The 12,074-nt window shown below is 70.0% G+C and carries 9 protein-coding genes; 8 read left to right on the top strand and 1 reads right to left on the bottom strand.

Going from position 1 to position 12,074, the window contains the following annotated elements; translation table 11 throughout:
* The first annotated feature begins 102 nt into the window (after window positions 1-102).
* The 5 genes from tsaE (at window position 103) to trxA (ending at window position 8,849) form a co-directional block, all read left to right on the top strand.
* Window positions 103-1,512, top strand: coding sequence for a tRNA (adenosine(37)-N6)-threonylcarbamoyltransferase complex ATPase subunit type 1 TsaE (tsaE, locus tag ACK41U_RS17970; RefSeq protein WP_409683231.1), 1,410 nt, complete (start codon window positions 103-105; stop codon window positions 1,510-1,512).
* Window positions 1,497-2,171, top strand: a complete 675-nt coding sequence (locus ACK41U_RS17965) for a nucleotidyltransferase family protein (RefSeq protein ID WP_409683229.1) — start codon at window positions 1,497-1,499, stop codon at window positions 2,169-2,171. Before tsaE ends, ACK41U_RS17965 begins: the two co-directional genes overlap by 16 nt.
* Window positions 2,164-5,091 carry a double-strand break repair protein AddB gene (gene addB, locus ACK41U_RS17960; RefSeq protein ID WP_409683226.1) on the top strand — a complete coding sequence of 976 codons (2,928 nt, stop codon included), beginning with the start codon at window positions 2,164-2,166 and terminating at the stop codon, window positions 5,089-5,091. Before ACK41U_RS17965 ends, addB begins: the two co-directional genes overlap by 8 nt.
* The gene (gene addA, locus ACK41U_RS17955; protein ID WP_409683223.1) at window positions 5,084-8,467 is read left to right on the top strand and encodes a double-strand break repair helicase AddA; all 3,384 of its coding nucleotides are present in this window, start codon (window positions 5,084-5,086) and stop codon (window positions 8,465-8,467) included. The genes addB and addA overlap by 8 nt, the downstream gene beginning before the upstream one ends.
* Window positions 8,468-8,528: 61 nt before the next feature.
* Window positions 8,529-8,849: a thioredoxin gene (gene trxA, locus ACK41U_RS17950; protein ID WP_409683220.1), complete on the top strand. Its 321-nt coding sequence runs from the start codon at window positions 8,529-8,531 to the stop codon at window positions 8,847-8,849.
* A 35-nt stretch (window positions 8,850-8,884) separates the two neighbouring features.
* Here trxA and ACK41U_RS17945 read toward each other — a convergent pair whose 3' ends face one another.
* Window positions 8,885-9,787 carry a hypothetical protein gene (locus ACK41U_RS17945; protein ID WP_409683217.1) on the bottom strand — a complete coding sequence of 301 codons (903 nt, stop codon included), beginning with the start codon at window positions 9,785-9,787 and terminating at the stop codon, window positions 8,885-8,887.
* 96 nt (window positions 9,788-9,883) lie between these two features.
* Here ACK41U_RS17945 and hslV point away from each other — a divergent pair, with 96 nt between their 5' ends.
* From hslV to ACK41U_RS17930, 3 genes are all read left to right on the top strand, one after another.
* Window positions 9,884-10,438, top strand: a complete 555-nt coding sequence (hslV, locus tag ACK41U_RS17940; RefSeq protein WP_409683214.1) for an ATP-dependent protease subunit HslV — start codon at window positions 9,884-9,886, stop codon at window positions 10,436-10,438.
* Between the two features lie 107 nt (window positions 10,439-10,545).
* Window positions 10,546-11,844, top strand: coding sequence for an ATP-dependent protease ATPase subunit HslU (hslU, locus tag ACK41U_RS17935; protein WP_409683212.1), 1,299 nt, complete (start codon window positions 10,546-10,548; stop codon window positions 11,842-11,844).
* A 75-nt stretch (window positions 11,845-11,919) separates the two neighbouring features.
* A partial coding sequence (locus ACK41U_RS17930; RefSeq protein ID WP_409683234.1) for a PLDc N-terminal domain-containing protein occupies window positions 11,920-12,074 on the top strand: 155 nt, incomplete at its 3' end.

Genomic DNA, 12,074 nt, shown 5'->3' with positions numbered 1-12,074 from the left:
TGGGCGCTGGCGGCGGGCTTTGGCGCGCTGGCCCTGCTGATCGAGGCGCGGCGCCGCGTCTGAGCGGTTTCCCCCGCGCGCGGCATTGGCTAGAACAGCGCCATGACAACGCGCCTCATCGCCGACGAGACCCTGACCGCCGGGCTGGCCCGGATGCTGGCCGCCGATCTGGCGCCCGGCCAGACGGTGCTGCTGGACGGGCCGGTGGGCGCGGGCAAGACCCATTTCGCCCGCGCCTTCATCCGCGCCCGCCAGGGCGCGCTGGCCGAGGACGTGCCCAGCCCCACCTTCACGCTGGTCCAGACCTATGCCGACCCGATGGGGACCGAGATCTGGCATGCCGATCTGTATCGTCTGACCGATCCGTCCGAACTGGACGAGCTGGGCCTTGACGATGCCATGCGCGAGGCGATCTGCCTGATCGAATGGCCCGACCGGCTGGAGGCCGCGCCCCCCGGCGCGATGACCCTGTGGCTGACCCCCCTGCCCGACCCCGACCTGCGCCAGATCGTGCTGGAGATGCCCGGCGCCCCAAGTTTGGCCGAACGGCTGGCGGCGCGGGCGGGTTTTGTCGCGCAGGCGGGCTGGGCCGAGGCGCGGGTGCGGCCGTTGGCGGGGGATGCCAGCGCCCGGCGTTATTTCCGGCTGGAGGGGCCGCAGGGCCGCGCCGTGCTGATGGACGATCCGGGCGGCAGCATGGACGCCTTTCTGGCGATGACGCAGTGGCTGCGCGACCGGGGCTTTGGCGCGCCCGCCGTGCTGGCCTGTGACGCGGCGCAGGGTCTGGCGCTGGTTCAGGATCTGGGCGACGATCTGCTGGCCCGTGTGTTGCAGGACGACCCGGCGCTGACCGCCACCGCCTATGACCGGATCGCGGATCTGCTGGCCGATTTGCACCGCCACCCGGTGCCCGGTTTCGTGGCGCCGCTGGACGGGGCGGCGATGGCGGATCAGGTGGGGCTGTTCGGGGAATGGTATCTGCCCGCCGCCGGGGCCGCGCCGCGCGACATCGGCCCGCTGATCGCCGCGCTGCATGACGCGCTGGCCGACATGCCCCCGGTGCTGGCGCTGCGCGATTTCCATGCCGAGAACCTGATCTGGCGCGGTGCGGCGCCCTTGGGGCTGATCGACTATCAGGACGCGGTGGCGGCCCACCCGGCCTATGATCTGGTCTCGGCCCTGCAGGACGCGCGCCGCGATGTGCCGCCCGAGGTGGTCCGCGACACCATCGCCCGCTATCTGGCCGCCACCGGCCATGATCCGGCGCGGTTCGCCGCCGCCTATGCGGTTCTGGGCGCGCAGCGGAACCTGCGGATCATGGGGATTTTCGCGCGGCTCTGCCTGCGCGACGGCAAGCCGCGCTATCTGGACCTGATGCCGCGCGTCTGGGCCCATGTGCAGACGAACCTTGCCCATCCGGCGCTGGCGCCCTTGGCGGCAGCCCTGCGCGACGTGCCCGCCCCCACCCCCCACCTGACCGAAAGGCTGCGCGCGCAATGCCCTTCCCGCTGATGATCTTTGCCGCCGGTCTGGGCACACGGATGCGCCCGCTGACCGACATGCGCCCCAAACCGCTGATCGAGGTCGCGGGCCGCACCCTGCTGGACCGCGCGCTGGATCTGGGCGCGCAGGCGGGCGCCGGGCCGGTGGTGGTCAACACGCATTATCTGGGCGCCCAGATCCGCCGCCATCTGCAGGGGCAGGACGTGGCCATCAGCAGCGAGGCCGGCGCGCTTCTGGACACCGGCGGCGGCTTGCGCAAGGCGCGGCCGCTGCTGGGGGACGGGCCGGTAGTGACGCTGAACCCCGATGTGGTCTGGACCGGCCCCAACCCGCTGACCGCGCTGGCCGCAGGCTGGGACGCCAGCCGGATGGACGCACTGTTGATGCTGGTGCCGCTGGCGCAGGCCGTGGGCCGCAAGGGCGCAGGCGATTTCGCACTGGACGATGCGGGGCGCATCACCCGTCAGGGCGGTTTCGTCTATGGCGGCGCCCAGATCATCCGCCCCGACCTGCTGGCGCAGATCCCGGAACGGGCGTTCTCGCTCAACCGCCTGTGGGATCTGCTGATCGAGGGGGGGCGCGCTTACGGCATCGTGCATCCGGGCGGCTGGTGCGATGTCGGCTATCCGCAGGCGATCCCGCTGGCCGAGGCGCTGCTGGATGGGTGACCTCAGCGGCCTCTATGCCCTGCCGCCGGGTGTCGACTTCGCGGATGAATTCGTGCGCGGGTTGTTGGCGCGGTTCGCGGGCCAGCCGCCGCAGGCGCTGGCGCGGGTGACGGTCTATGTCAACGCGACCTCGACCATGGCGTCGATCCGTCAGGCGCTGGATGCGCGGGGTCCGCTGCTGCTGCCGCGCCTGCGTTCGGTCACGGCGATGGACCCCGGCCCGGTGCTGATGCCCGACCCGCCCGAGGCGCCGCTGAAACGTCAGCTGCAACTGGCGCAACTGGTCGCCGCCCGCCCCGACCTGACCGCGCAATCGGTGCCCCTGCTGGCGCAGTCGCTGGCCGATCTGATGGCCGAGATGCAGCGCGAGGGCCGCGATCTGGCAGCCCTTGAGGCGATCGACACCGGCGATCACGCGCGCCACTGGCAGAACGCGCTGGCCTTCCTGCGCATCGCCGCCGGGTTCTATCTGGATGACCCTGCGCAGGACAGCGCCTCGCGTCAGCGCGCAGCCGCCGAGGCTGCCGCCCGCGACTGGCCGCAGGGCGTGAACCTGCCCGACGGGCCGGTGATCGTGGCGGGCTCGACCGGCTCGCACGGGGCGACGCGGCTGTTCATGCAGGCGGTGATGGCGCTGCCGCAGGGGGCGGTGGTGCTGCCCGGCTATGATTTCGACCAGCCGCAAGCGGTCTGGGACAGCCTTGACGAACGCGCGGCGGATCACCCGCAGGCGCGCTATGCGCCGCTGCTGGCGGCAGGTGCGCCACGGCGCTGGACCGATGCCACCCCCCCCTGCGAGGCGCGCAACCGGCTGATCTCGCTGGCGCTTCGCCCGGCGCCGGTGACCGATCAATGGATCGCCGAGGGCCCGTCCCTGCCCGACCTGATCCCGGCCACCGACGGCCTGACGCTGATCGAGGCCGACCAGCCGGGGCAAGAGGCCGAGGCCATCGCCCTGATCATGCGCGACAGCGCCGAGCGGGGCTGCGACATCACCCTGATCGCCGCCGACAGCGGGCTGATCCGGCGCGTCGCGGGGGCGCTGGACCGCTGGCATATCCTTCCCGATGACAGCGCCGGGCGGCCGCTGCCGCTGACCGCGCCGGGGCTGTTTCTGCGCCAGATCGCCGCGCTGTTCGGCGAGGCGCTGACCATCGACCGGCTGCTGATCCTGCTGAAACATCCGCTGACCGCGACCGGCTCGGACGCGATTGCGCGCAACCAGATCCTGTTGCAGACCCGCGATCTGGAACTGCATCTGCGCGGCCATGGCCCCGCCTTTCCCGATGCGGCATTCCTGCGCGACTGGGCGACCAAAGGCGATGCCGCGCGCAAGATCTGGGCCGACTGGCTGGCCGGGATGCTGGACCGCATCGCGCCGCTTGCCCGCGACCGTGGCCCGCGCCCGCTGCCCGACCGGCTGGCCGACCTGACCGCGCTGGCCGAGGCGCTGGCGGCGGGGCCGGATGGCGATGTGGCGGCCTCGCGCCTGTGGCAGGGCAAGGCGGGCCTGACGACGCGGTCGGTGCTGGACCATCTGGCCGAACATGCCGGCCATGGCCCGGCCATGGCGCCGGGCGATTTCTGCGCCCTGCTGATCAGCCAGTTGCAGCAAAAAGCCGTGCGCGAGGACATCTCGACCGACCACAGCCTGCGCATCCGTGGCCCGCGCGAGGCGCGCCTTTTCGGGCATGGCACGGTGATCCTGTCGGGCCTGAACGAGGGCGGCTGGCCGCAGCCCCCCTCGCCCGATCCCTGGCTGTCGCGGCAGATGCGGCTGGCCGCCGGGCTGCCGGTGCCCGAACGCCAGATCGGGCTGGCCGCGCATGATTTCCAGCAGGCCATCGGCGCGCGAAAGGTGTTTTTGACCCGCGCCCGCCGCGATGCCGAGGCCGAGACGATCCCCTCGCGCTGGCTGAACCGGCTGATGAACCTGATGAGCGGGCTGCCCGGCCGCAATGGCCCGCAGGCACTGGCCGAGATGCGCCAGCGGGGCCGGATCTGGCTGGCCATGGCCGAGGCATTGGCACGACCAACCGGCAGCGCGCAACCCGCCGCCCGCCCCGCGCCCATCCCGCCCGGCGCGCCCTTCAGCGATCTGCCGGTGACCGATGTGGCCCTGCTGATCCGCGACCCCTACGCCATCTATGCCAAGCGCGTGCTGCGCCTGCGCCCGCTGGCACCGCTGCGCCCGCAGCCCGACGCGGCGCTGCGCGGCCAGACCCTGCATGCCATCGTCGAGGCGCTGCTGCGCAGCGATCCCGACCCCGACATGCCGCCCGAGGCGCTGCGCGCGCGGTTTCTGACGTTGGCCGATGAGGTGCTGGCCCGCGACGTGCCCTGGCCCGCCGCCCGCGCCTTCTGGTCGGCGCGCATGGCGGGCATTGCCGATCAGATCGTCACCGACGAACTGGCCCGCCGCGCCGAGGGCCGCCCGGTGGTGATCGAGAACCGGGGCAAGATCCGCGTTCCGGGCTTTGAGGTCACGCTGACCGCGCGGCCCGACCGGATCGACCAGCTGAATGACGGGCGGGTGGTGATCTATGACTACAAATCCGGCCCGCCGCCCAGTGACAAGCAGATCGCGGCCTTTGAAAAGCAACTGGTCCTGCAGGCCGCGATGGCCCGGCGCGGCGGCTTTCCCGATCTTGGTCCGGTCGATGTCGCGGGCATCCGCTATATCCAGCTGGGCGGCGAGGGGCGCAGTTTTGACCGCGCCTATTCCCCGGAACTTGAGGCCGAGAACTGGGAGGGCTTCGTCCGCCTGCTGGCGGCCTATATGACCGGCGCGGTGGGCTTCACCTCGATGCGGGCGCCGCAGATGCTGTCCTTCGCGGGCGATTACGATCATCTGGCGCGCTATGGCGAATGGGCGCTGACCGACCCGGCACGCCCGGAAAAGGTGGGCGATCATGGATGAGGCGACCCGCAACCAGATCGCCGCCGCCGATCCGCAGCGTTCGACATGGCTGACGGCCAATGCGGGCTCGGGCAAGACCCGCGTGCTGACCGACCGGGTGGCGCGGCTGCTGCTGGCGGGCACGGCGCCCGAACGCATCCTGTGCCTGACCTATACCAAGGCCGCCGCGACCGAGATGCAGAACCGCCTGCTGGGGCGCCTTGGCCAATGGGCGATGCTGCCCGAGCCTGCGCTGCGCGCCGAACTGGCCGCCTTGGGCGAGGCGGGCGAGCCTGATCTGGCCCCCGATCTGGCAGATGCCCGGCGCCTGTTTGCGCGCGCCATCGAAACGCCGGGCGGGCTGAAGGTCCAGACGATCCACAGCTTTTGCGCCGCCTTGCTGCGTCGGTTCCCGCTGGAGGCCGGCGTGCCGATGGGGTTCTCGGAGCTGGACGACCGCAGCGCCGGTGCCCTGCGCGCGCGCATTCTCGAAGACATGGCCGAGGCGGGCGACCCGACCATCGCGGACCTGACCCGTCTGCATTCGGGCGATGACATCGACCGCTTTCTGGCCAGCCTGTCCGAGACGGATTTTGCCAGCCCCCCCGACCCCGCCGCGATCTGGGCGGCGCTGGACCTGCCTGCGGGCCTGACCGCCGATGCGCTGCTGGCGCAGGTGTTTTCGGGCGATGAGGGCGATCTGTTCGACGCGCTGATCCCGCCGCTGCTGGCGGGTGGAACCAACGATGCCAAGCTGGGGCAAACCCTGCTGTCCTGCAACTGGCGCGCGCCTGATATGGCGGGTCTGGGCGTTCTGTGCGGATGCCTTCTGTTTGGCGCCAAGGCCAAGGCGCCCTTTGCCGCCAAGACCGGCGCGATCCCGACCAAGGCCCTGCGCGAGGGCGCCTGCGCGCCCTTCATGGCCGATCTTGAGGCGCTGATGGAGCGGGTCGAGCTGGCCCGCCCGCATCTGCACGCCCTGGCGGCGGCGGAAAAGACCCACGCCCTGCACCGTTTCGGACATGCCTTCACCCTGCGGCTGGCGCAGGCCAAAGCCGCCCATGGCTGGCTGGATTTCGACGATCTGATCCGCCGCACGGCCCTGCTGCTGGAGGAATCCAGCATGGCGCAATGGGTGCTGTGGCGGCTGGATGGCGGGATCGACCATATTCTGGTGGACGAGGCGCAGGATACCAGCCCCGAACAATGGCGCGTCATCAGCCGCCTGACCGACGAATTCACCAGCGGCGCGGGCGCCCATGACCGGCCCCGGACGCTGTTCGTGGTGGGCGATCCGAAACAGTCGATCTATTCCTTTCAGGGCGCCGATATTGCGGTGTTCGAAGACATGCGCGACCGCTTTGCCGCCGGTTTCGAGGCCGCGCAGCAACCCATGCAGCAGCGCGGGCTGGCGCACAGCTTCCGCTCATCGCCCGCGGTTCTGGGGCTGGTCGATGCGGTGTTTCAGGGCGAGGCCGCGCAGGGTCTGGGCGACGCGCCCCACCACATCGCCTTTCGCGCGGGCCTGCCGGGGCGGGTGGACATCTGGCCCGCCATCCCCCCGCCCGACAAGCCCGAAGAGGGCGACTGGACCCGCCCCATCGACGCGCCCGCCGAGAACGCCGCCGAGGTCGAACTGGCCCGCGCCGTGGCCCGCCAGATCGCCGCCATGCTGGGCACGCCAATCACGGACGCGAAATCCGGCCAGCCGCGTCCCATCGGGCCGGGCGACATCCAGATTCTGGTGCAGCGCCGCGGCGCCCTGTTCGAGGCGCTGATCGGCGCGTTGAAATCCGCGGGCCTACCGGTGGCGGGGGCCGACCGGCTGAAGCTGGCCGCCGAACTGGCGGTGCGCGACATCACCGCCACGCTGGCCGTGCTGGCCACGCCCGAGGATGATCTGGCGTTGGCGGCAAGCCTGCGCTCGCCCCTGTTCGGGCTGTCCGAGGATGATCTGTATCGGCTGGCAGTGGGGCGCAAGGCGCGCGAATTCCTCTGGGCGCGGCTGCGCCATTCATCGCACCATGCCGCGCAGGAGCTGTTCAATGATCTGGCGGGTCAGGCCGATTTTCTGCGCCCGCACGACCTGATCGCGCGGCTGTTGACCCGCCACGGGGGCCGCGCGGCCCTGCTGGCCCGCCTTGGCCCCGAGGCCGAGGACGGGATCGACGAATTGCTGTCGCAGGCGCTGGCCTATGAGCAGGTCGAGACGCCCTCGCTGACCGGCTTTCTGGTCTGGCTGGAAAGCGATGAGGTCGAGGTGAAGCGGCAACTGCCCGGCGGCGCGGGCGGGCTGATCCGGGTGATGACGGTGCATGGCTCCAAGGGGCTGGAAAGCCCGGTGGTGATCCTGCCCGAGACGCAAAAGCGCCGCGCCCCTCAGGGCGGCCGCACGGTCGCGGTCGGGGGAATGCCGGTCTGGCGCGGCACGGCGGCGGATCGCTGCGACGCGGTGGCGCTGGCCGTGGGCGCATGGGAGGCGCGGCAGGAAGAGGAACGGCGGCGGCTGCTGTATGTGGCGATGACGCGGGCGGAAAGCTGGCTGATCGTGGCGGCGGCGGGCGAGACGGGCGACGGGCTGGACAGCTGGCACAGCGTCATCGCCTCGGGCGCCGGGCGCGCCGATCTGACCCGCAGCACGGTGCCGATCGAGGGCGTGGGTGATGCGATGCGCCTGTCCTTTGGCGACTGGCCCGACGCGGCGGAGGCGGCCCCTGCCCCCCCCGTTCTGCGGCATGAGGTTCCGGACTGGGCGCTGCGGATGCCGCCGCCGCCGCCCGAATATACCGCCCCCATCGCGGCCAGCGGGCTTGGTGGCGCCAAGGTGATCGGCGCGGCCTCGGACGGCGACCGCGAGGCGGCGATGCTGCGCGGCACCCGGCTGCACCTGCTGCTGGAACATCTGCCCCATCATCCCGCGCCCGACTGGCCGCGTCTGGCCCGCGCGGTGCTGGCCGGGGCCGAGGGCGGCTTGCCCGATGGCCCCGAGCTGGCCGATCTGCTGGCCGAGGCGCAGGCGGTGATCGGCGCGCCCGATCTGGCGGTTGTCATGCGCCCCGGCCCGGAGGACGAGGTGCTGGCCGAGGTGGCGCTGACCGCGCCCTTGCCGGGGCTGGGGGTGCTGAACGGCGTGGTGGACCGGCTGATCGTCGGACCTGACCGGATTCTGGCGGTGGATTACAAGACCAATGCCGACGTGCCCGCCGATCCGCAGGCCACGCCGCTTGGCATCCTGCGCCAGATGGCGGCCTACCGGGCGGCACTGCACGGCATCTGGCCGGACCGCCGGATCGAGACCGGCATTCTGTGGACCGCGACCCGCAGCCTGATGGTTCTGCCCGGCGAGTTGCTGGATCAGGCCCTGGCCGGTCTTGACCCCCGGCCCTCGGGTTCATAGCTGTTAAGTATAACAGATCAGCCGGTCCATTCCCGGCCCCAAGCAAGAACAGGAGCTGAGCATGGCCACCGTGCATGTGAACGACGCCGAATTCGACGCCGAAGTGCGTCAGGCCGACACCCCGGTCATCGTCGATTTCTGGGCCGAATGGTGCGGCCCGTGCAAACAGATCGGCCCGGCGCTGGAAGAGCTGTCGGACGAATATGCCGGCAAGGTCAAGATCGTGAAGATCAATGTCGATGAGAATCCCGAGCAGGCGGCAGCGCTTGGCGTGCGCGGCATTCCGGCGCTGTTCATGTTCAAGGACGGCGAGGTCGTCTCGAACCGCATGGGCGCGGCGCCCAAGGCCGCGCTGAAAAGCTGGATCGACGAATCGGTCTGAGCGATCAGACCTTTGTACTGACACGGGGCGGCGGTCTAGACAGGCCAGCCGCCCTTTTTCATGGCCGCCAGCAGCCGGTCATCGGCATCCGCGGCCATCATGTCCAGCGCGGTGCGGCGCAAAAACCAGTCGAGGAACTTCTCAGTCTGCGGGCGGTGGAGGGGCGCGCGGGCCAGCGCCTCGGCTGTGCCCATCTGTGACACGTTCAGGCAGACATGGTGGTAATCGGACTGACCGAACAGGACCACCGGCTTGCCCAGGACAAGCCCGTCGAAACCGACCGAGCTGTTCTGGGTCACGACAAAAGCGCAGTCGCGCAACCCTCCGGGCGTATCGTCGCCGATGGTCAGGTTGGAAAACTCATCCCTCAGCCGGTCAAGGGCCGCGTGGTCATCGGGGTCGTAGGTCTCTTTGGGGTGCAGCGTGGCAATGCAGGGGCGCCCGGTGGCCGCGGCGGCGCGGATCATCTGCACCGGGCTTGCGGCCTGAAAGCTGCGCTGGCGGCGGATATGGCCCTGCAGCGGGATCAGGATGTGATCGCCCGTGACCGGATCAGGGCCGGGCCGCACGCGGGCGCGCAGGCGGCGGGCGAAATTCTGCGCGGCGTGATCCTCGATCCGGGCGGGATCAAATGCGGCCCGCGCAATCGGCCAGCGCCAGCGCTCGGCCAGACGCTCCAGCCGCCAATAGGGGTAGTGATAGGCAAGGCGAAAGGTCAGCGCGCGGTCATGGGTCGGACGCTCCATGTTGAACAGCGCATAACCCGAGCGCAGGGGGGCCTCGGCCCGTGCCTGCGGACCGGACTGGCGGATCGTGATCTGCCAGCCCCGTGGCTCCAGCATAGCGCGCATACGGTTGAGAAAGCCCAGCTTTCCCGCCTGGGCAGTGTGCAGGATCGGGGGGTGAAGATAGATGTTCAGCGCGTGCTTTCCGGGCATGGGGGGACGCTAGGGCGGGACCGCGCGTTTTTCAACGGGTTGCAAGCGCGGCGGGCTGTCCATATCTGACTGCTGACTGAAAAAAACGGAGCGACCATGGCAGAGGACAAATTTCCCGGCTGGCACGGCACCACCATTCTGGCGGTGCGGCGTGGCGGCAAGGTCGTGGTGGCCGGTGACGGCCAGGTCAGCGTCGGCCAGACGGTGATGAAGGGCAGCGCCCGCAAGGTACGGCGCCTGTCGCCCGGCGGGCGCGACGTGGTGGTGGGCTTTGCAGGCTCGACCGCCGATGCGTTCACGCTGCTGGAGCGGCTGGAGAAGAAGCTGGAGGCCGCGCCCGGCCAGTTGCAGCGCGCCTGCGTGGATCTGGCCAAGGACTGGCGCACCGACAAGTATCTGCGCAATCTGGAGGCGATGCTGATCGTGACCGACGGGGTGGACCTGCTGGTCGTGACCGGGGCGGGCGATGTGCTGGAGCCGGAACATGACGTGGCGGCGATCGGGTCGGGCGGGAATTTCGCGCTGGCCGCCGCGCGCGGGCTGATGGAGACGGATCTGGACGGCGAAGAGGTCGCGCGGCGCGCGATGGCGATTGCGGCCGAGATCTGCGTGTATACGAACGGCCGCCTGACGGTCGAGACGATCGGCTGAGATGAGGGCGCCGGGGGCGCTTCGCCCCCCGGACCCCCCGAGGATATTTTCATGAAGAAGAAGGGGCGAGCGGTGCGCCGCGCCGGGCCCGTGATCGGAGAGAGCAGATGAGTGACCTGACACCGCGCGAGATCGTGTCCGAGCTGGACCGCTTTATCATCGGGCAGAACGACGCCAAGCGCGCCGTCGCCGTGGCGCTGCGCAACCGCTGGCGCCGCAAGCGGCTGGGCGATGATCTGCGCGATGAGGTTTATCCCAAGAACATTCTGATGATCGGGCCGACCGGCGTCGGCAAGACCGAGATCAGCCGGCGGCTGGCCAAGCTGGCCCATGCGCCCTTTATCAAGGTCGAGGCGACCAAGTTCACCGAGGTCGGCTATGTCGGGCGCGATGTCGAGCAGATCATCCGCGATCTGGCCGATGCCTCGATGGCCGAGACCCGCGCCCGGATGCGCGACGAGGTCAAGGCCCGCGCCCATCACGCCGCCGAAGAGCGGGTGATCAGCGCGCTGGCGGGCGATGCGGCGCGCGACGGCACCCGACAGATGTTCCGCGACAAGCTGAAGCGCGGCGAGTTGGACGACACCGTCATCGAGCTGGAGGTACAGGACAATTCCTCGCCTCTGGGGATGGAGATTCCGGGGCAGCCGGGCATGGGCGGTGGCATGGATCTGTCGGCGCTGATGAAGGCCTTTGGCGGGCGCCGGGTCCGGCGCAAGGTCAGCGTGCGCGAAAGCTATGAGCTGCTGATCGAGGAAGAGGCCGACAAGCTGCTGGACGACGATGCCGTCAAGGCCGCCGCGCTGGAGGCGGTGCAGGAGAACGGCATCGTCTTTATCGACGAGATCGACAAGGTTTGCGCCCGGACCGAGGCGCGCGGCGGCGACATCAGCCGCGAGGGGGTGCAGCGCGATCTGCTGCCCCTGATCGAGGGCACCACCGTCAGCACCAAATACGGCCCGGTAAAGACCGATCATATCCTGTTCATCGCCTCGGGCGCGTTCCACGTCGCCAAGCCCAGTGACCTGCTGCCCGAATTGCAGGGCCGGTTGCCGATCCGGGTCGAGCTGCGGGCGCTGACGGAAGAGGATTTCGTCCGCATCCTGACCGAGACCGACAATGCGCTGACCCTGCAATACACCGCGCTGATGGCGACCGAAGAGGTCGGCGTGACCTTTACCGACGACGGCATTGCCGCGCTGGCGCGGATCGCCGCCGAGGTGAATGCCTCGGTCGAGAATATCGGCGCGCGCAGGCTGTATACCGTGATTGAGCGGGTGTTCGAGGAACTGTCCTTTGCCGCGCCCGACCGCAGCGGCGAGGCGGTCAGCGTGGACGCCGCCTATGTCGAGCGGCATCTGGGCGATCTGGCACGCTCGACCGATCTGTCGCGCTACGTGCTCTGACGCGGGAACCATGTGGCGCGCCCCGGTGTTCGGATCGGGGCGCGCCAGGGCGCGTGTAACGGGAAAGGTTGCGGCATGGGTTGGCTGTTCGGGATCATCGTCTTTGCTCTGGATGTCTGGGCGATCGCCTCGATCATCAACACCAATGCCAGCAACGGCACCAAGATCCTGTGGATCCTGCTGATTCTGGTTCTGCCGGTGGTCGGCCTGATCATCTGGTGGTTTGCCGG

This window comes from Paracoccus sp. (in: a-proteobacteria) (assembly GCF_046289755.1).
Lineage (GTDB): Bacteria > Pseudomonadota > Alphaproteobacteria > Rhodobacterales > Rhodobacteraceae > Paracoccus.
The sequence above is the reverse complement of the archived record's forward strand: the minus strand, read 5'-3'. Positions and strand labels throughout refer to the sequence as shown.

What these genes read in the sequence shown, in the direction of transcription:
- hslU (WP_409683212.1), top strand. Translation starts at nt 10,546, where the DNA reads ATGAGTGACCTGACACCGCGCGAGATCGTGTCCGAGCTGGACCGCTTT.
- trxA (WP_409683220.1), top strand. Translation starts at nt 8,529, where the DNA reads ATGGCCACCGTGCATGTGAACGACGCCGAATTCGACGCCGAAGTGCGT.
- ACK41U_RS17965 (WP_409683229.1), top strand. Translation starts at nt 1,497, where the DNA reads ATGCCCTTCCCGCTGATGATCTTTGCCGCCGGTCTGGGCACACGGATG.
- tsaE (WP_409683231.1), top strand. Translation starts at nt 103, where the DNA reads ATGACAACGCGCCTCATCGCCGACGAGACCCTGACCGCCGGGCTGGCC.
- hslV (WP_409683214.1), top strand. Translation starts at nt 9,884, where the DNA reads ATGGCAGAGGACAAATTTCCCGGCTGGCACGGCACCACCATTCTGGCG.
- addA (WP_409683223.1), top strand. Translation starts at nt 5,084, where the DNA reads ATGGATGAGGCGACCCGCAACCAGATCGCCGCCGCCGATCCGCAGCGT.
- addB (WP_409683226.1), top strand. Translation starts at nt 2,164, where the DNA reads ATGGGTGACCTCAGCGGCCTCTATGCCCTGCCGCCGGGTGTCGACTTC.
- ACK41U_RS17945 (WP_409683217.1), bottom strand. Translation starts at nt 9,787, where the DNA reads ATGCCCGGAAAGCACGCGCTGAACATCTATCTTCACCCCCCGATCCTG.